Raw genomic sequence first — 18,347 nt, 5'->3', positions numbered from 1 at the left:
CCCGCCGCGTGACGTTCAAGCAGCCGTTCGGTAGCGCCAGGCCTGGATTGCATCCGAAACGGACTGGGCGACTGCCTCGGCTAGTGGCACCGGCACACCGTTCCCGATCTGCCTTGCGACCGGGTAGGGCCGACCGACGAACTGCCAATTGTCTGGAACGCCTTGCAGCCTGGCGCCCTCTCGGAGTGACAGGGTGCGGTTTTCGGTAGGGTGTAGGTAGCGGCCCTTTGATGGGTTCTGGAAGGTGCAGCGAAGCGTGTTGACCGGTTGATCGGGATCTATGCGGCCCCAGACGTCGGTCGCTTGGCAGCCTACCGTGGCCCAGGAGGGCGGGCACAATCCGGGGGCTAGGCGCATGAGGTCGCGCTTATCTCCGTTGACGGGGATTAGCTTTATACGTTCGGCAGCGACGCCTTTCGGTGTGGGCCAGACATGCATGGCATCGCCGTCAGAGACCGGACGCGATAGGACTTCGCCGGCGGTTGCGTGGGGGCTTGCCAGCGGCTTGGGCTTCTCGATCTCACCGATAAGCGACGCGATTGTAAAGGACCGGCGGCGGAGCTGTGGGGCGCCATAGTCGGCGGCCTCGAGCTCCCAGGTCTGGATCATGTAGCCGTCCCGCTCGAAGCAATCTGCGAGTTCCCGCCACTTTGTGGAACGCAAGAACGGCGGGACGTTCTCGACCACGACCACGCTGGCGCCTGTGCGCCGTGCCCATGTAGGCACCTCGAGTGCAAGGGAGTTGCGGACGTCGAGAGGGTCTTGTCGGCCGAGAGTCGAAAACCCCTGACAGGGCGGTCCGGCTAACAGGACATCCACCTCCGGCAGTTGGTATTCGTCGAGCACGGATCCAACGATACCGACCGAGGCGACATTGGCGTTGTAGGTCGCGATCGCGTCCTTCGAGAGGTCGATAGCGAATAAGGGTGTCATGCCCGCACGCGTCGCGCCAGCGCTGAACAGGCCGGCGCCGCTGAACATGTCCGCAAAAGTGATCCGCATATTCATATATTTTTTAATGCAAATATGCGATATATGCAAGGCTATATGAGCGATCGAGAGAAGTTGGCGGATCTGGCCCGACGGCTGAAAACCCGTGGTCTTCCTTCGCAGGAGTCGCTTGCGAAGGGCGCGAATGTAGATCAGCCGTTAGTTTCTAGGGCTCGCAACGGGCGGATCGTGCGGTTCACCGATCGCGTGCGGCAGCTTTCTGATTATGTGGATATGCGGATCGCTTCGCTGCCGGCATCGGCAACGCAGGGTCGTAGCGGAACATCGCGGCGACGAGAGACGGCCCATGCCGCCGAGGCCGAGGCGATGAGAAGCTGCCGCGACTATCTGCGAGACGGATGTGATCCGAACGTTCTTCTCGACCAGCTAGCGATCCTGCGGCGCGCGCAAAGGGCTCGCTCCGGCAGACCCCCTAAGTCACCAAGCGCCTGACGCTGGCGCCGATCATCGAAGATCTCATTGAAGGTCGCTGACGCTCGCTACTGGGGCTAGGAGCAACCCTGTGCCCCGGCGGGCGCAGGTAACTAGGAAATTCCCGCGCTCGCTTCCTTCGTTTAACGGGAGATCAGGCGGCAGCGCCTTTCAGCAGCCCTTCGGTGATCGACTGCGCCTTTTGGACGAGATGTCGCGTATGTTCTCGGAACATCAGCTGATCGATGATCCGCTGGGCGAGCATCGGATCCATCGCTCGAGCGACCGCTTGGGCGGCTGCGAGGCGGTCGGCTCCGCACTGCTTGAGTGCATGCTTCACATGATCGGCGCCAAGGGACTCGGCCACGGCGGCGATATCGAACATGTCTCGCGGCTGCAGGCGTGAGCCGCGATAATACACCTTTTTGGCGACAATCTCTGCGGGGGTTTCAAGATCGACTTCTCTATCCCGGACCATCGCCTTTTTGGATGGGGTATTCGTCACGTCTGCGCAGCAGATGAAATCGATCTCCCCGATGTCCTGGAAGATGAGTTTTGTGACTTGCGCACCGTCTGTGTCGTAGTCGTCGGGCTGGCGCGAAAGCTTATAATCTTGGGTTGCTGGGTTTAGGAACGGTAGGATCTGCGGATCGTCGATAAACAGGTCAATGTCGTGGCTTTCACGATGATGAATCTGGAGCATGAGGGCGGTGCCGCCCCCGAAGCTCCAGAGAAAGTCGTGATCTACGGCTGTACGGGCGTTATCGATGATTCCGAGTGCGAGATCGAACAGCAGGGCCCATTGACTAGGCCTTTGTACTGACATGTCGTCAGTTCGCGAGTGCGAGCGGGAATCCCGACTTGGCCGCAAACTGGCTTGCGACGCAGTGGGCCTTGTTCTTATCTACGCCCATCGCTTCGATGAACGCCGTCTGGAGCACCGGCTTCACTTCCGAAAAGAAGGAGAAGACGGAGGCGTCAAAGGAACTCGCGCTCTTAGGATCGGCGATTTTCGCTGCAAGCTGGCACGCTGAGAGGTTCGCCCCGTATGGGGCGTTGACGGTCGACAGCACCTTTGTTTCTACATGGGTCATCATAGACCTATAAATTCAGCCTTGCCCTTTGAGCCTTGATATAGACGACTCTGGTTATCGAAACAAGAACGACCAGCCGCCGCCTCGGTTTCATGAACTTCTTGGCAACCTCTAAGCCCATTCCGCAGGAGATCACTGCTCTAGACCGCACCGAGGCACGCGAATGCGCGCTGAGGCGGCATTGAACCCGATCTTCACACCGAGGAGGTGTGGGACTGGTCACACACGCTCGTTGTGGAGGCGGCTATGTAAATTTCAACGGCGGTAACGGAAAGGGGCGGTCTTTCGGCGGTGGAGTTGATGCGAGCCGGCGTCTGGAGAGCATGAAGGAAGTGCTTAGGTATTTTACGGACCATCGGTCAGGGACTCTAGGTCGCAGTGGATCGTGCATCTTCCGCCGGACACGTTGAGCAAAATCGCGGCGTCCCAGTATTTTATTAGGCGTGAACGCCGGCGTCCACGGCTTCGATATAACCCAACACCTCGTCCGCCCGACCAGCGCGGACAAGTTGCATGGCGGTCGCGCCGGCGAATCCCGCCAAAGGTTCGGACTCATACCAATTGCGGGCGAGCCTCGCTGAGCCGAACCTCGGCTCGACCGTGTTAATGATCTCTAGCTCTCGTCGCGTCTCGTCTCTCATGCGGGCGAACCTACCATAGCGATCATGTTTCTCCCACTCAGCTGGTGACACTAGCCACATTGGATTGAAACAATCTTGAACCTGCTCCAAAGAGCGCCTTCTTCAGGATGGGCTAGCTGATCGGGATTCAAGTTTGGCTTGCGCTCGGCCTCGGCAGGCCTTTTAGATACAGAAACACCAGGTGAGGACTAGCCTGACCTGGTGCTCATAATCCTGTGTCGAGGGCGCATAGCGTTAGCCAGTGGGGCCGCTTCGACTGCTGCAGTGGAGTTAAGCTCATTAATGGCTGACAGTCAAGTTCCTTACCCCAATTTTCCTTACCAAATTCGCTCTATCCGATCCTCAATTTCCGAGCCTCGCTTCAGCACCTACCTTACCAAGGGCGGCGGCGATGAAGCCTACGCCCTTGCTCTCTATCTGTATAATGCACGGGTGGCGAAGGCGTTCCTTTACCCTCTGGGGGTCGTGGAGGTCACCCTTAGGAATGCCATCGATGCGCTCCTAGTCAGCCGCTTTGGCCTCACGTGGCACACAGATGAGGCGCTCCGGGTGGGGCTGCTGACCGAACCGGGCTTGGCCACTTTGGAGAAGGCGATCGACCGTGCCGGCGCTGGGGCCTCTCGAGGCCAGGTGGTCTCAGAACTCACTTTCGACTTTTGGTCGAACCTCTTTCGCCCCGACTATCATGACCTGTGGCGCACAAATCTAAATGTCGTTTTCCCAAATTTAGAACGGGGGACGAAACGGCACGATATCCAGGCGATGGTGAAGGCGATTAATCGATTTCGAAACCGAGTTGCCCATCACGAGCCCGTTTTGGATCTGAACGTCACGGATATTTATTCGAAGATTGTCGAGATCGTAGCGCTCCGCTGCAATGAGACGGCCGCTTGGCTCAAGCATCATTCCACCGTGAGCGCGGTGACACGCACACGGCCTCGAGGATCTACAGCAGGGTTCGTCCCGATCTCCTCTCGCCTATCCGCCGATTTTCTCCAGGTTCAGGAAACGACACCGCTCGACACGGTGTTCTCCGGGCTAACGCGGAAGTGCCAGGCAGCCGTTTGTGTGGATAGTGACGGCTCACCGACAGTTGCGTTCACGGCTTTCGCTTTGCTCCCCTTCCTTGCTGGCCATGCCAGCAAAGACGGCGGCTTGGTTGAGCCCGGCGGCTGGACCGTGGCTGACCTGCTAGGGTCGATCGACCTCAGCGAAAGCTGGGCAATGATCAAGGATGACCTTCCCCTTGCTACAGCCGTGGACACGCTAAAGCAGCCCAAGGTCCAGGTGGTGGTTGGCACGACTGCAACTGGAGCGCCCTCGGGTATCATCCTCCGCGCCCACCGCCGATATTAGATCTATCAGCTAGCCGCTATTATCGTCGATCTCTGGGCACTGCGCTGATTCTGAATCGGGACGCTCGCCATCGATGACCCGGAGCAACCATCTGCGTCTGCGGTGCAACTATATTGGTGCATCCCACGGAAGTGGCGCGCCCGGCAGGATTCGAACCTGCGACCCCAAGCTTAGAAGGCTCGTGCTCTATCCAACTGAGCTACGGGCGCGTTGCGGTTGCTCTAGCGTGCTTTGCAGGGGAGCGGAACACCGCTAGTCACGCGGGTGATGGACGGGGGCGATATCAGGCGGGTGGATGGCGCGGCGCTGGCATGCGAGCGCTTCCGCTATTTCGATTTCGTGATGGCGGCCTTCGTCACCGTCCTGCTGCTCTCCAACGTGCTCGGCGCGGGCAAGGTCGCGACGGTCGATCTGCCGCTGATTGGCGACTGGCCGTTCGGCGCCGGCATCCTCTTCTTCCCGGTCTCCTATGTGATCGGCGACATATTGACCGAGGTCTATGGCTATGCCCGCGCCCGGCGTTGCATCTGGGCCGGCTTTGGCGCGCTGCTTTTCATGGCCTTCATGGCCTGGGTGGTGGTGGCGCTGCCGCCGGCCGCGACCTGGGAGGGGCAGACGGCCTATGAGCAGGTGTTCGGCCAGGTGCCGCGCATCGTCTTCGCCTCGATCATCGCCTTCTGGGCCGGCGAGTTCGCCAACAGCTACGTGCTGGCCAGGATGAAGATCTGGACGGCGGGCCGCTTCCTCTGGACCCGCACCATCGGCTCGACCGTGGTCGGACAGGGGATCGATAGCCTGATCTTCTATCCGCTCGCCTTCTACGGCGTGTGGGACAATGACACGCTCCTCATCGTCCTCGTGACGCAATTCGCGCTGAAGGTCGGCTGGGAGGCGCTGCTGACGCCGGTCACCTACGCCGTCGTCGGCTGGCTGAAGCGCCGCGAAGGCGTTGAAGTCTTCGACAAGGGCACGAATTTCACCCCGTTCAGGACCGAGGTGTAGCGATGAGTCTGTTCCAGGATGCCAAGCTCCTCCTCGTCGAGGCGACGAACCTCAGCAAGGACGCGCTCCATATCTATGTGGGGCTCGGCGTTATGCTGCTCGCCGCCATCCTGCTGCGCCGGTCGCTCAAGGACTGGCGCCCGCTAGCCGCCGCCGCCCTCGCCGCGGTAGCGGGAGAGGTGTGGGACGTGATCGACACGCTGAGCCATGGCGGCACGCCGCGCTGGAGCCTCAACTGGAAGGACGTCTGGAACACGCTCTTCTGGCCGATGATGCTGTTCGTCCTCGCCCGCTTCACGTCCGTGCTCAGGCGTTAGCGCCGCGAAGGAGGCGCGCCGGGTTGCCGGCCACCGTCGCCCCCGCCGGCACGTCGCGCGTCACCACGCTTCCGGCGCCGACGATCGCATCATCGCCGATGGTGGCGCCCGGCAGGATGATGGCGCCGCCCCCGATCCAGACATTGGCGCCGATGGTCACCGGCCGCCCGAACTCGAGCAGGCGGGCGCGCTGCTTCGGATCGCGCGGATGATCCGCGGTGAGGATCTGGACGCCCGGGCCGATCTGGCTCCCGCTCCCGATCTCCACCCGCGCGACGTCGAGGATGACGCAGTTGAAGTTCAGGAAGACGCCGTCGCCCAGGAGGATATTGTAGCCATAGTCGCAGTGGAAGGGCGGCCGAACCGTCACGCCCACGCCGACGCGGCCCAGAGCTTCCTCCAGCATCGCCCGCTGCGTCTCGGGCGGAGCAGACGCCGAGTCGTTGTAGCGCTCCATCCAGGCGGAGACGCGGGCCCGGTCCGCCGCCAGTTCGGGGCAATCGGCGACGTATAGCTCGCCGGCGAGCATCTTCTCCTTTTCGGACTTAAGGCTCACCGCGCTCCTCCTGATAAACCGTGCCCGTTAGATCGGCGCTGTCTCCAGCGTCCGAAATGGGTGGAAGGCGGGGCGTCCACCTTGTTTCACTTGGAGGCTGTTTGGGTTGCAAACGGGTCGGTGACTCGCAGAATGTCGAGGACAGACACCCGGTCCCACCATCTCTGCAGAGCGAGATGAGGAGAAAGGGCCGCTTTTCCCTCCTCGGCTCGAACAAAATAATCCATCATCGGAGCGAGATGGCAGTCGGCAAGCGTGATGTCGCGTCCGGTCAGGACTTCGCCCTCTCCTGCAACGACATCGAGGAACGCTAGAACTGTCTTTGAAGCCTCCAGGCCCGCATCAACCTCCTCACGGCTCGACTGCTCACCGAAATAAGGGCGGAAAAAGGCGTGGGAAGCCACCTGCCTTACCATTGGCCAATAAGCGTAGGCGTCGATGGCCGCGATGACCTGGTCCATTCTGGCCAAGGCAGCTGCAGTCTCGGGTTGCAATGCCCGGCCTTTGAATGCCCGATCGACATAGCGCGTGATTGCGCTCGTCTCGAAAAGCTTGAACGCTCCATGTGTTAATACGGGAACCCGGCCGAATGGATGCAGCATCAAATATGCTTCGGAGAGCTCGGCGAACGGATTGACCTCGATCGTTTGGTGCTCGACCTTCTTCAATAGCAGAGCCAACCGAGCGACCCGGTTGTAGACACTGTATCGGTATCCATGGAGATGGACCGGGTCCGCCATCTAAGCCTCTACAAGCCTTTCTCGGTAAGGGTAGTTGTCACTGCTAGCTGGCACAACCGGATCGAGTCCTCACGGGAGCGAACGCGGACATTTTATCCGAGTCCGTCAATGTCTCGCCTTGCTCATCAGATGATGGAGGACGATGCCGCTGGTCGTCGCGACGTTGAGCGAATCGAGGCCGGGCGTCATTGAGATGCGGACGCTGGTGGCGCGGGCGATAAGGTCCGGAGCGAGGCCGGGGCCTTCGGCGCCGAGTAAGACCGCGGTGCGGGGCGTCGGCTTCAGGTCGGCCAACTCGGTCTCGCCGGAGGGGCTGAGGGCGATAGCCGTGAAGCCGTGGCGGGCGAGCAGGGCGAGCCCGTCCTCACCGCGCGCGAGGCGGGCGAAGGGGACGAGCAGGGCTGCGCCGACCGAGACCCGGATCGCCTTGCGATAGAGCGGGTCGCAGCAGTCGCTGTCGAGCAGCACCGCGTGTGTGCCGAACGCCGCGGCGTTGCGGAACAGCCCGCCCATATTGTCGTGATTGGCGATGGCCGAGAGCATGAGCAGGGTGGCGCGGGGCGGCAGGCGGGCGAGCAGTGCGTCTGCGTCGGGCGTGTCGATCCGGCGGCCAATAGCGAGGATGCCGCGATGAAGCGGGAAACCGGCGATGGCGTCGAGCACTGCCCGCTCGGCCGTGAAGACCGGCACGCCCTCCGGCACCTGCGCCAGCAAGGACGCCAGCGCCTCGGCCCGGTTCGCCGCGATCAGCAGTGACAGCGGCTGGTAGGCCCGGGACAGGAGCAGCTTTTCCAGCACCACCCGTCCTTCGGCGACGAACAGGCCCTGGCGGCCCACCAGGTCGCGCTCGCGTATGTCGCGATAGGCCTCGATGCGCGGATCGGCGGGATCGGCAACGGGAATGAGGGTCGGCATCACGCCGCTTTATCGACGGCCGAGGCGAAAGACGCGGACGGGGCCGTTCAGGCCAGCGCCTCGATCAGCCCCTCGAACAGGCGGCGGCCGTCGGTGCCGCCATGGGCGGGTTCGATCATCCGCTCGGGGTGCGGCATCATGCCGAGCACATTGCCCGCCTCGTTGACGATGCCGGCGATGTCGCGGGCAGAGCCGTTCACTTCGTCCTGGTAGCGGAAGACCACGCGGCCTTCGCCCTCCAGCCGGTCGAGCGTCTCCTCGTCGGCGGTGTAGTTGCCGTCATGATGGGCGACGGGGATCGTGATCGCCTCGCCCGCCTGGTAGCGGCTGGTGAAGGCCGACTGGCTGTTCTCGACCTTCAGCGGCACGTTGCGGCAGACGAAGTTGATGCCGGCATTGCGCATCAGCGCGCCGGGGAGGAGCCCCGTCTCGGTCAGGATCTGGAAGCCGTTGCAGACGCCGAGGACGGAGACGCCGCGCTCGGCCGCCTCCTTCACCGCGCGCATCACCGGCGACTGCGCCGCCATCGCGCCGGAGCGCAGATAGTCGCCATAGGAAAAGCCGCCCGGGATGGCGATGAGATCGAGTCCCTCCGGCAGTTCCGTCTCCCGGTGCCAGATCATGGCCGGGGCTTCGCCGCTCACGTCGCGGAGGGCGACGGCGAGGTCGCGATCGCAGTTGGAGCCGGGAAAGACGATGACGGCGCTTTTCATGTCGGCTTGTTCCTTCAGGCGGCAGCGCGCTCGATGCGGAAATTCTCGATCACCGTATTGGCGAGGAGCTTGCGGCACATGGCCTCGATGTCGGCGTCGCTGACGCTCTCTTCAAGGTCGAGCTCGATGAGCTTGCCGGCGCGCACGTCGTTGACGCCGGAGAAGCCGAGTCCCTCGAGCGCGTGATGGATCGCCTTACCCTGCGGATCGAGAACGCCGTTCTTGAGCGTGACGTAAACGCGGGTCTTCATCGGGGTCTCCACTGGGCTGTGCGGGGGTTGGCGGCTCTATGGCCGCAAGGCGCGCGCGGCACAAGCTTTTCACTCGGAGTTTACATTGTTGTGGCATTGAGCGGCGGTTTGGTTCGTCGCAACTCCGGGAGGCGGCCCATGATGGGTTTGGCGCTCACTATGTTCATCGCGCTGTTCGGCTTCGGAGCCGAACTGCTCGGCTGGAGCGATCCCGAGGGCAATGTCCGGCTGGCGCTGTTCATGGCGTTCCTGTTCGGCATCATCTGCGGCTACCGCACCCGTTAGCTTGCCCCTTCGTGGCGGGCCTCCTATCTCGGAAGCATGATCGAAACGGCTGAAATCGACATTACGCCTTCCGCCGCCGCGCGCGTGGCCGCGATCGCGCAGAAGCAGGGGAAGGCCCCGATTCTTCGTCTTGCAGTGGACGGTGGCGGTTGCGCCGGGTTCCAGTATCGCTTCGGCCTCGCCGATGCGGTCGAGGCGGGCGACACGACCGCGGTCCGGGACGGCGTCACGCTCGTCGTCGACGAGGTCAGCCTGGACTTGGTGCGCGGCAGCGCCGTCGATTTCGTCGAATCGCTGGGCGGCGCCTCCTTCCAGGTCACCAACCCCAACGCGGCTTCGGGCTGCGGCTGCGGAACGAGCTTTTCGATCTGATCTTCTGGCTGGCGCAAGTAGAGGCCGGATTCCGGCTTTCGCCGCGACGGCGGAAAAGGCTAAGCCCTCCCCATGAAGATCGTCACTTATAATGTGAACGGCATCCGCGCCCGGCTGCCGCGGCTGCTCGAATATCTGGAAGAGCAGACGCCCGACATCGTCTGTCTCCAGGAACTGAAGAGCGCCGACGAGAACTTTCCCGCGGCCGATATCGAGGCCGCCGGCTACAAGGCGGTCTGGCACGGCCAGAAGGGATTCAACGGCGTCGCCATCCTGGCGCGCGAGATGGAGCCGAAGCTCCGCCGCATGGGCCTTCCTGGCGATCCCGATGACACTCACAGCCGCTATATCGAGGCCGAGGTCGACGGGGTCGTGGTCGCCTCCATCTACCTTCCCAACGGCAATCCGCAGCCCGGCCCCAAGTTCGACTACAAGCTCGCCTGGCTGGAGCGGCTCGGGGCGCATGCCGGGGCGTTATTCGCGGAAGAGGTTCCGGTCGTCCTCGCGGGCGACTGGAACGTCATCCCGACCACCACCCATGACGACGTCTTCTCCCGCCGCGCTATGGCCAACGACGCGCTGATGCAGCCGGAAAGCCAGGCGGCGTTTCGCACCATCGTCAACCAGGGTTGGACCGACGCCATCCGCGTCCGCTATCCCGAAGGCGCCGTCTACACCTTCTGGGACTATACGGCCAGCTGCTGGCCGCGCGACGCCGGCTTCCGCATCGACCATCTCCTGCTTTCGCCCCAGGCCGCCGACCGCCTCCTCGATGCCGGCGTCGACAAGGAGTATCGCGGCCGGGAAAAGGCGAGCGACCACGCGCCGACCTGGGTGACGCTGGACAGCTGAACGGCCCGCGTCAGATCACGCCTCTAGTTCACTGGGACCAGCGTGAGGGAGATATGAGTGGATGATGGCGGACATTCTCGGGTGGGTAGTGGATTGGTTTTGGGTGGGATTCGTCGAGAACATTCGAAAAGAACGCGGCGGTGTCGCCGGATTCTTTGCTGCCATATCACCACTTATTTTCCTCGTCGGCCTGATATTGGGAGGCTTCCTTCTGTTCAGGTAGCGTTACTTACGGCCGTCGTCAGAGGGTCTTTTCGTAGATACGGTAGATGCGGTTCACGTGGCTGTCGATCGTCTCGGCGATCGAGCGCATGCCCATATTGTCGTCGAGGATCCAGCCGATCTCGCCCCGCACTGCGCCGTAGCGGGCGATCGCGTCGCGGCGGATATATTCGATCATCATGAAGGCGAGCTGGCTGGCGAGGCGGCTCGTCTGCAGTCGCTTCACCACCCCCATCAGCGGCACTCGCATCGTCCTCACCTTCGGGTTCCTGAGGCGCCACAGCAGCTTCGCCCAGTTGAAAGGGAAGAGGCGGCCGTCGAAGTCGCGGGTCAGCTCGTTGAGGTCGGGCAGGGTGATCATGAATGCCACCGGCTCCCTGTCCACCTCGGCGATGCGGATCAAATCCTCGAAGACGATCGGCTTCAGCTTCTTGCCGGCATAGGCGATCTCCGCGTCGGTCAGGGGAATGAAGCCCCAATTGTCGGACCAGGCGTCGTTCAATATGCCGAGGATGATCGCCGCCTCCTCGTCGAAGCGGGACTTGTCGACCCTCCGCACCTCGATGTGCTCGTTGCGCTCGCCCATCGAGACGATGCGCTGAACCAGCGGCGGCATGGTCTGGGTGACGTCGAGATCGTAGGTGAAGAGGTCCTTCACGCCGCGATAGCCGGCGCTCTCCACCCAGCCTTCATAGTCGGCCTTGTTGTGCCCCATCATCACCGTCGGCGAATGATCGAAGCCGCGCACCAGGAGGCCCGGCTCGTCCCAGATGGAGAGGCTGAAGGGCCCGAGTGAACGGGTCATCCCGCGGCCGCGCAGCCATTCCTCGGCGCAATCGATCAGCGCATGGGCGACCGCTTCGTCGGCTGCCTCCAGCATGCCCCATTGCCCGGTTCCCGACCCGCCGCCCCGCTCCGCCGGCGCCGCAAGCACCAGCTGGTCGACCTGGGCCGAGATGCGGCCGACGAGCTTGCCGTCCCGCTCGGCGAGGAAGAAGCGGGCCTCGCCATGCTCGAACCAGGGGTTGGAGCCCGGATCGAGCAGGCCGTGCACCTCCGCCTTGAGCGGCGGCACCCAGTGCGGGTCGTCCCGGTTCAAGTCCCAGGCGAGCTTGACGAAGGCCTTGGTGTCGCCCGCCCCGTCGACGGGACGCACGGTGATGCTGCTCGCGCTCCCCTCCCGCGCGCGGGAGGGGCCGGGGGAGGGCTTGTTCATGCGCCGCTGGTAGCGCGCTCGCCTCGCCCTGTCACGGCCTCCTAAAGTGGGCCGGTGCCGCGACGCCTCTATTAGGCGCTCGGCGGGTTTGTGCTGCTTTCCAGCCCGAAACGCGCCCGCCAGGCGGCGTCGAGCAGATCATGCTCCTCCGCATGCTTTTGCATGTAGGCGGCGAAAAATGGGCAGATCGGAATGACCTTCAGGCCGCGCTCGCGGGCGGCCTCAAGGCCGGCGCGGATCAAGGCGCTGCCGAGCCCCTGGCCTTCATGGGCTTCCGGCACCTCCGTGTGGGTGAACATGATCTTGCCGGTGAGAAGATTGTAATCGGCAAAGGCAAAGGTGCCGTCACCGAGATCGATCTCGAACCTCTTGCGGTCCACATTGTCTCGGACCGGATGGACTGTCTCACTCTTCGTCATGGCCACCTCGAGATGCCCGCGCACGGGTTTTTCCGCGTCGTCGCGGACGCCTGGACCCGCTCAGGCAGGTCAGACTCCAAGCCTACTCTCGTATCTCGGCCGGCTCCAGCCAAGGCCGGCCGCGGGGCTCAGTCCTCGCCGCGCTTCCTCGGGTGCCCGGTTGCGACGCCGCCTGACAGCCGCGCGACCCACGGCCACTTGTCCGCGACCTCCGGCGTGTAGCCGAGGTTGAACACGGTCGGGCTCTTCTCCGGCCGCTCGGAGCGGTCGTAGAAGGTGCCGAAGGCCTTGTCCCAGAAGAAGGTGGTGATGCCGTAATTGCCGTTCTCGTCGTGGAAATGATGAGCCATGTGGCGCTTCTTCATCTCCGCGATCCATTTGGACTTCGGCTTGTAGGCGAGATGCTGGATGCAGTGGACGAACTCGTAGAAACAGGTCGTCAGCAGCCCGGTCGCGAAGGCGATGCAGGCGCCGCCGAAGCCGGCGTCCCAATAGCTGCCGATGGCGTAACCGACCGGTGCCGTCGCCAGCGCGATGGTCGGCACCGTCGTGTGCAGCGCGCCGAACAGCACTTCCAGGTGATTGGGGTCCTGGTGATGATCGTAATGGATGCGCTTCCAGGTCGAGGCGAGGAAGGGCACCTTGAACATCCACTGGCTGTGCAGCACCCAGCGGTGGAGCATATACCAGACGAGCGGATAGACGAGCGAGGCGACGCCGACGGCGAGCAGCGTCGGGACGACAGGCGCCGGCTTCCAGGCAAAGAGGCCGATCGCGATCAGCGACAGCAGCACATAGCCGATGATCGCCGGATACTGCACATAGGCGATCACCAGCTCCCTGAACGTCATCTTGTCGAGATGATGCGAGCGGCGCCAGAAGGCCGGGCGCGGGGACTGGGCGATCTTCACTTTACCAATTCCTCGAAAAGACGGCGCGGACATCGGGATCCGCTTTGTGCCGCTCAATATGTGTCTCAGTCATGAATTGGCAATAAGGCGGTTTCTGGGCGGCGGAAGGGCAAGAGCCTGTCCGTTCGCGTTCAGTCCGTGTCGTCCGATTCGGGCTCTCCCGCCGCGAGCGCCTCCCTGGCGATCCGCGTCATGCTCGAGCGCTGCAGGCCGGCCGAAACGGTGCGCCGGGTCTCGTAGAGCGACTTGAGGAAAGCTTTGTCCCAATCCGTGATCGCCTCCACTGGCGACCGTCCCGCCCCGCGATCGGCGAAGAGGCTGAGGATCGTCGGCTGCCCCGTCGCCGCCGCTGCCTCCGGATCGGTCTGCGCCAGCGCGCGCATGGCGGCGTGATCGCCGATCTGGGCGAGGCTGAGGCCATCCGTGGCGCCCACGTCGATGACAACATAGGAAAGCGCCAGATCCTGCCGTAGCGGACGCGTGAGCTTGGAGGAAACCACTCCGTCGACGACCTTGCCTCGTGGAAGGAAGAGCACTTTGCCTCTTGGCAGCGCCCGCGCGTCGACGAAGTTAACCCGCCGCACGAGCCGTCCATCCGATCCCCGCGCGTCGAGCACCTGCCACGCCCGTACCGGCCCATCCTGGAGCACCAGCCCCCGGTTGTCCGACGCGTCGCGCCCGGCGAACATGGACGGATGCTCGGCGCGGAGCCGCGCGATCAGCTCCGAGCCGTCGTCGGCGACGAACACCGCGATATTCACCCGGCAATCCGCGTCCGCCACTTCGATGCCGGCATCTCGGGCAACCGCGCGGATGCGATCCTCGATCACCGCATTGAAAGCCTCGGGAAGCCCGAAGCTCTTCGGGCAAACCGGCGCATGGAAGGCGGCGAGCTGGCCGCCCTCCGCCTCGACGGTCACCGCCTTCACGAACTCGGCGACGGCATCATCGCTGATCGCGCTGCCTGTGACGACGATCGTGTCGGCGTCGACCTTTGTGCCGGGTGGGGTTTCGGTCCGCTCTTGCGCGGCGGCGGACGTGGCGAGGAGCGTCAGCGCAAGGGTCGCGAGGGCTGTTCGCATGGCGATCTCCGGCGGTGATTCGGGAGACGCTTACGGGCCGGCATCGGTCCGGCCCCGTGATGAAGCCCGAAAGGCGGGCGAGGGTCAAGGGTCAGACGAGCCGCAGCTTTCGCGCGACGGTGCCGAACGCCTCGCGGTCGCTGCGCTGGAGGCCGAAGCGGAGCGCGCACCAGCTGGTGAGGGCCCAGAGCGTCAGCACCGCGGCGAAGCGGGCGGGGCCCTGGGTCAGATGCTCGGCGAGCGCCATTAGGCCGACGCCAGCAACGGCTATAGCGAGCGCGAGGGCGAGCTTGCGGTCGAACGGGGAGAGGCCGTCGCTGAGGCGGAGTTCCATCGTCGCGGCATAGGCGATGAGCAGCGTCGCGGCGCCGACCGCCAACGCCATGCCCATCGCGCCCATTGGCGGCACCAGCCAGGCGACGAGGGTGGCCCAAAGCGCGACTCCGGCGAAGCTGTTGACGACCGGGAGCAGGCGGTGGCCGGTCATCTCGACGATCGGCGTGGCCGGGCCGACGATCGCCTCGATCGCGCGGGCGGTGACGAGGACGTGGAGGAGGGGGAGGGCGGCCGCCGCCTCGGGCCGATAAACGCTCAATATGTCTGCGCCGGCGAAGACGAGAAGCCCCGCAAGCGGCACCACCAGCGCCGTCGAGACCCGGCTGGCGAAACGGTAGAGCGGCCCGAGCGCGCCCCGGTCCGCCCGCGCCTGCGCAGAGGCCAGCGGCGCCATCACATATTGGAACGCCTGCCGCACGACGAGCGGAACCGTGGAAATCTTCCGCGCAATTTCGAACAGGCCGGCGGCGACGGCGCCGCGGGCGCCCGGTAGCAGCAGGTTGAGCACCACCGGCGGCGCATCGATCAGCAGGCGGCGCGACAGGTTGGCGGGAAGGAGAGCGAGGCCGGAGGCGAGCAGCGTTCGTGCCATCGTTCCACCCATGGACGCGCGGAGGAGCAGGCGAAGATCGTAATAGCGGGCGAGGAGAGGGACGCACAGCGCGGCAGTCAGCGCCAGTGAGCATAGGTGGGCGGTCATCAGACCGATGCTGTCAAATCCGACGGCGAAGAACAGGACGGCGAAGGCGATGCGGGCGATCTGCTCCCAAAAGATGCGCAGGCGTATCTCCGGGCCGAAGGCGCGGCGCGCGCGGGCGGCCGAGGTCGCGACCTCGATGAAGGTCCACAGCGGCAGGGCCCAGACGAAGAGGCGGATCGCCTGCGGCAAAGCGCCTTGATCTTCCGGCGCCGCCGAGACGAGGCCCGCCACCGCCTCGGCATTGAGCGCCACCAGCGCGGCGATCAGCGTCGCCGGCAGGACCGAGACGAGCAGCGCGAACTTGACGGCGCCATGCGCCCGCTCTTCCTCGTCGATCGTGGGAACGACCCGCTGCAGGGCGCTGGTCATGGACAGGTCGACGATGTTGGAGACGAGGTTGATCGCGCCCCACAGCACGACGTAGAGGCCGTAAGTAGCGAGGCCGAACAGCCAGATGAAGAGCGGCTGGGCCAGCGCTTCGATCAGGGCGCCCGCCCGGGCCAGCCCTGCCAAGCCCGCGCCTCGCGCCACATCCCCCCGCGTGATGTCGCTCACTCTTCCGTCCGGATCAGCACCGTCTCTCCAATGAGCAGGAACAACCCGAACGGCGCCCACGCCGCGAGCAGCGGCGGATAGGCGCCCAGATTCCCCATCGCGAGCGCGAAATTGTCGACGACGAAATAAGCGAAGCCCAGCGCCATCCCGAGCACCGCGCGCAGAAACAGCTGGCCGGAGCGGGCGAGGCCGAAGGCCGCCACCGCGGCGAGCAGCGGCATCAGCACCGCCGACAAGGGGCCGGAGATCTTGTGCCAGAGGCCGGCCTCCAGCGCTTCGGTGGGGAAGCCGGCGGCCTTCAGGTCCTTGATGGAGTCTATCAGGGTCGCGAAGCCCTGCTCGTCGGCTCTCACGTCGGACAGGGTGAACTGATCGGGCTCGACCCCGCGCGCGGCGATCATGGTGGGTGATTGAACCGCCGTGGTCGTATTGACGTCGAAGCGCTCGACCTCTTCCAGAAGCCAGCCCCCATCCGCCGGCCGGGCGCGTTCGGCGGTGATGACGGCGATCAGCCGTCCGCCGGAACGGTCGAAGAGGCTGATGTCGTGGAGCCGCGTCCCGGCGCCGCTGCCCGTCACGCGCTCGGCCAGGATGAGGTCGTCGCCATCGCGCACCCAGGCGTTGGTGGTGATACCGTTGCTACTCTCCAGCGGGCCGTATTTCACGGCCTGCCAGTCGTTGAGCGTGGCCGTCGCCCGAGTGACGACCCGTTCGTTGAAGATGAAGGAGATGCCGGCGATGAGGACGCTCGCCGCCACCAGCGGCGCGATGATCTGGTGCGCCGAGATGCCGGCCGCCTTCATGCTGACGATCTCGCTGTTCTGATTCATGGTCGCCAAGGTGATCAGCGTCCCGAGCAGCACCGAGAAAGGCAGGAAACGCGCGACCAGCTGCGGGAAGCGCAGCGACACATAATACCAAAGATCGCTGTCGCTATTGCCGGGCTGGGCCAGGATCTTGCCCGACTCCCCCAGAAGATCCAGCGTCTGCAGCACGAGGATGAGCGCGACGAGCACCGCCAGGCTGCGCAAGACGAACGTCTTGGCCATGTAGAGCGCGATACGCCGCGAGGGGAAGAACTGGACGTTGATCATTCGGCAGGCTGCAGCCTTCGCCTCCGCCGCCGGCCAAAGCCGAGCAGCCGGCCGATCGCCTTCGCGACCTTGGCAAAGGCCCTCTCGAGGGCTCCAATGGGTTGGCCTCCGGGTTTGTGCGCCAAGGTCCAGTACATCCAGACGATGAGGGCGGCGAAGACCACGAACGGAGTCCAGAGGGCGAGGGTGGGATCGATGCGGCCCTGGGCGCCCATTTGCTCGGCATATTGGTTGATCTTGTGATAGGTGACGACCATCACGATCGAGATGAAGATGCCGAGGCCGGACGTGCTGCGCTTGGGCGGCACGGCGAGCGCTACGGCGAGCAGCGGCAGCAGCGCCATCATCACCACCTCGACCAGGCGGAAGTGGAAATTGGCGCGGGCGCGGTTGCGCAGCTCTTCCGGCGTCTCGTCGCTGCCGCCGATGCGGACCAGCTCCGGGATTGTGAGCTCGTCATTGTCGTCGCCGCGGCCGCGAAACGCCTCGATCGTGGGGAGATCGATCGGCAGATCGTGGCGCTCGAAGCTGAGGACGCGCGGCGCCCTGTAGCTCGGGGAATCGTGGACAAGGCGGCCCTCGGTCAGGCGAAGGATGATGGTGTCGGGATCGTCGGTGGCGAGGAAGGTGCCCTGGTCGGCCGTCACCGCCAGCGTGCGCCCATCGCTCGCCTCCGCCCGGACGAAGACGCCGTGCAGGTCGCGCCCTTCGTCCTCGCTGCGCTCGACCCGGAGGGTCATGCGCTCGCCAAGCCGGTTGAACTCGCCGACCTTGATCGAGGCGCCCAGCGCACCGGAGCGAAGCTCGAACTCCAGGCTGTCATAGGCATATTCGGCGTAGGGCTGGACGAAGCCGACGATGCCGAGATTGAGCGCCATCAGCGCGGCCGCGAACATGTAGGGCACCCTCAGTAGCCGACCGTAGCTGAGCCCGACGGCGCGGAGCGTGTCCAGCTCCGACGACAGAGCCAGCCGGCGGAAGGCGAGCAGGATGCCGAGCATCAGGCCGATCGGGATGCCGAGGCCCAGATATTCGGGGATGGTGTTGGCCAGCATCCGCCAGACGACACCGACCGGCCCGCCTTCGCTGACGACGAAATCGAACAGCCGCAGCATCTTCTCGAGCAACAGCAGCATCGCCGACAGCACCAGCGTCGCCACCAGCGGGACGACGATCAATCTGGCGAGATACCGGTCGGTTAGCGTGCCGATGCTCAACTTTTAGACGCCCCATGACCACATTTTGGCCGCAAGAGTAGCCGATCTAGCGATGCATGGGGGCTTGAGACAACCGAGC

General features: G+C 64.3%; 22 protein-coding genes and 1 tRNA gene. 7 read left to right on the top strand and 16 right to left on the bottom strand.

What is annotated here, in order from left to right:
- Positions 1–15: 15 nt before the first annotated feature.
- The 3 genes from DF286_RS03000 to DF286_RS02990 form a co-directional block, all read right to left on the bottom strand.
- The gene (locus tag DF286_RS03000; RefSeq protein ID WP_158274604.1) at positions 16–1,002 is read right to left on the bottom strand and encodes a DNA cytosine methyltransferase; all 987 of its coding nucleotides are present in this window, start codon (positions 1,000–1,002) and stop codon (positions 16–18) included.
- 574 nt (positions 1,003–1,576) lie between these two features.
- Positions 1,577–2,248 carry a nucleotidyl transferase AbiEii/AbiGii toxin family protein gene (locus DF286_RS02995; RefSeq protein ID WP_109270086.1) on the bottom strand — a complete coding sequence of 224 codons (672 nt, stop codon included), beginning with the start codon at positions 2,246–2,248 and terminating at the stop codon, positions 1,577–1,579.
- 4 nt (positions 2,249–2,252) lie between these two features.
- The gene (locus DF286_RS02990; protein WP_109271955.1) at positions 2,253–2,516 is read right to left on the bottom strand and encodes a hypothetical protein; all 264 of its coding nucleotides are present in this window, start codon (positions 2,514–2,516) and stop codon (positions 2,253–2,255) included.
- Between the two features lie 923 nt (positions 2,517–3,439).
- On the opposite strand from DF286_RS02990, the gene DF286_RS02980 reads away from it, so the two are divergent.
- A complete protein-coding gene (locus tag DF286_RS02980) occupies positions 3,440–4,513 on the top strand; it encodes an Abi family protein (protein ID WP_109270084.1) in 1,074 nt (357 codons plus the stop codon).
- A gap of 132 nt (positions 4,514–4,645) precedes the next feature.
- On the opposite strand, the gene DF286_RS02975 is transcribed toward DF286_RS02980, so the two are convergent.
- Positions 4,646–4,722, bottom strand: a tRNA-Arg gene (locus DF286_RS02975).
- A gap of 58 nt (positions 4,723–4,780) precedes the next feature.
- Between DF286_RS02975 and DF286_RS02970 the strand changes: the two genes are divergently transcribed.
- Together DF286_RS02970 and DF286_RS02965 are read left to right on the top strand one after the other, a co-directional pair.
- A complete protein-coding gene (locus DF286_RS02970; protein ID WP_109270083.1) occupies positions 4,781–5,515 on the top strand; it encodes a queuosine precursor transporter in 735 nt (244 codons plus the stop codon).
- Between the two features lie 2 nt (positions 5,516–5,517).
- On the top strand, positions 5,518–5,832 hold the full coding sequence (locus DF286_RS02965; protein ID WP_109270082.1) for a hypothetical protein: 315 nt from the start codon (positions 5,518–5,520) through the stop codon (positions 5,830–5,832).
- Here the strand turns inward: DF286_RS02965 and DF286_RS02960 are convergent.
- The 5 genes from DF286_RS02960 to purS form a co-directional block, all read right to left on the bottom strand.
- Positions 5,822–6,388: a sugar O-acetyltransferase gene (locus DF286_RS02960; RefSeq protein ID WP_279379305.1), complete on the bottom strand. Its 567-nt coding sequence runs from the start codon at positions 6,386–6,388 to the stop codon at positions 5,822–5,824. The two genes, DF286_RS02965 and DF286_RS02960, sit on opposite strands and share 11 nt — an antisense overlap.
- A gap of 86 nt (positions 6,389–6,474) precedes the next feature.
- Positions 6,475–7,128 carry a glutathione S-transferase family protein gene (locus DF286_RS02955; RefSeq protein WP_109270081.1) on the bottom strand — a complete coding sequence of 218 codons (654 nt, stop codon included), beginning with the start codon at positions 7,126–7,128 and terminating at the stop codon, positions 6,475–6,477.
- Between the two features lie 105 nt (positions 7,129–7,233).
- Positions 7,234–8,043, bottom strand: coding sequence for a TrmH family RNA methyltransferase (locus tag DF286_RS02950; protein WP_109270080.1), 810 nt, complete (start codon positions 8,041–8,043; stop codon positions 7,234–7,236).
- A gap of 47 nt (positions 8,044–8,090) precedes the next feature.
- A complete protein-coding gene (purQ, locus tag DF286_RS02945; protein ID WP_109270079.1) occupies positions 8,091–8,756 on the bottom strand; it encodes a phosphoribosylformylglycinamidine synthase subunit PurQ in 666 nt (221 codons plus the stop codon).
- A gap of 14 nt (positions 8,757–8,770) precedes the next feature.
- Positions 8,771–9,007, bottom strand: coding sequence for a phosphoribosylformylglycinamidine synthase subunit PurS (gene purS, locus DF286_RS02940; protein WP_109270078.1), 237 nt, complete (start codon positions 9,005–9,007; stop codon positions 8,771–8,773).
- Between the two features lie 138 nt (positions 9,008–9,145).
- On the opposite strand from purS, the gene DF286_RS15240 reads away from it, so the two are divergent.
- The 4 genes from DF286_RS15240 (at position 9,146) to DF286_RS15055 (ending at position 10,739) form a co-directional block, all read left to right on the top strand.
- On the top strand, positions 9,146–9,292 hold the full coding sequence (locus DF286_RS15240) for a hypothetical protein (RefSeq protein WP_170303922.1): 147 nt from the start codon (positions 9,146–9,148) through the stop codon (positions 9,290–9,292).
- 36 nt (positions 9,293–9,328) lie between these two features.
- Complete coding sequence (locus DF286_RS02935; RefSeq protein ID WP_109270077.1) at positions 9,329–9,664, top strand: HesB/IscA family protein; 336 nt, start codon at positions 9,329–9,331, stop codon at positions 9,662–9,664.
- A gap of 72 nt (positions 9,665–9,736) precedes the next feature.
- Positions 9,737–10,516 (top strand): exodeoxyribonuclease III, encoded by a 780-nt coding sequence (gene xth / locus DF286_RS02930; RefSeq protein ID WP_109270076.1) that lies wholly within the window; start codon positions 9,737–9,739, stop codon positions 10,514–10,516.
- A 64-nt stretch (positions 10,517–10,580) separates the two neighbouring features.
- On the top strand, positions 10,581–10,739 hold the full coding sequence (locus tag DF286_RS15055) for a hypothetical protein (protein ID WP_158274603.1): 159 nt from the start codon (positions 10,581–10,583) through the stop codon (positions 10,737–10,739).
- Between the two features lie 18 nt (positions 10,740–10,757).
- On the opposite strand, the gene DF286_RS02925 is transcribed toward DF286_RS15055, so the two are convergent.
- From DF286_RS02925 to lptF, 7 genes are all read right to left on the bottom strand, one after another.
- A complete protein-coding gene (locus DF286_RS02925; RefSeq protein ID WP_243444693.1) occupies positions 10,758–11,954 on the bottom strand; it encodes an N-acetyltransferase in 1,197 nt (398 codons plus the stop codon).
- 71 nt (positions 11,955–12,025) lie between these two features.
- Positions 12,026–12,373: a GNAT family N-acetyltransferase gene (locus DF286_RS02920; RefSeq protein ID WP_109271950.1), complete on the bottom strand. Its 348-nt coding sequence runs from the start codon at positions 12,371–12,373 to the stop codon at positions 12,026–12,028.
- Between the two features lie 128 nt (positions 12,374–12,501).
- A complete protein-coding gene (locus tag DF286_RS02915; RefSeq protein WP_243444840.1) occupies positions 12,502–13,224 on the bottom strand; it encodes a sterol desaturase family protein in 723 nt (240 codons plus the stop codon).
- A gap of 191 nt (positions 13,225–13,415) precedes the next feature.
- The gene (locus DF286_RS02910) at positions 13,416–14,366 is read right to left on the bottom strand and encodes a hypothetical protein (RefSeq protein WP_109270074.1); all 951 of its coding nucleotides are present in this window, start codon (positions 14,364–14,366) and stop codon (positions 13,416–13,418) included.
- 91 nt (positions 14,367–14,457) lie between these two features.
- Positions 14,458–15,957 (bottom strand): lipopolysaccharide biosynthesis protein, encoded by a 1,500-nt coding sequence (locus DF286_RS02905; protein WP_109270073.1) that lies wholly within the window; start codon positions 15,955–15,957, stop codon positions 14,458–14,460.
- Positions 15,954–17,048, bottom strand: a complete 1,095-nt coding sequence (gene lptG, locus DF286_RS02900) for an LPS export ABC transporter permease LptG (RefSeq protein WP_109271948.1) — start codon at positions 17,046–17,048, stop codon at positions 15,954–15,956. Before lptG ends, DF286_RS02905 begins: the two co-directional genes overlap by 4 nt.
- Positions 17,048–18,262 (bottom strand): LPS export ABC transporter permease LptF, encoded by a 1,215-nt coding sequence (gene lptF / locus DF286_RS02895; protein ID WP_109271946.1) that lies wholly within the window; start codon positions 18,260–18,262, stop codon positions 17,048–17,050. Before lptF ends, lptG begins: the two co-directional genes overlap by 1 nt.
- Between the last annotated feature and the right edge of the window lie 85 nt (positions 18,263–18,347).

Origin of the sequence: Sphingosinicella humi (genome assembly GCF_003129465.1) — a bacterium.
In the GTDB taxonomy this organism is placed as follows: Bacteria; Pseudomonadota; Alphaproteobacteria; order Sphingomonadales; family Sphingomonadaceae; genus Allosphingosinicella; species Allosphingosinicella humi.
This window is presented reverse-complemented; position numbering and strand designations above follow the sequence as displayed.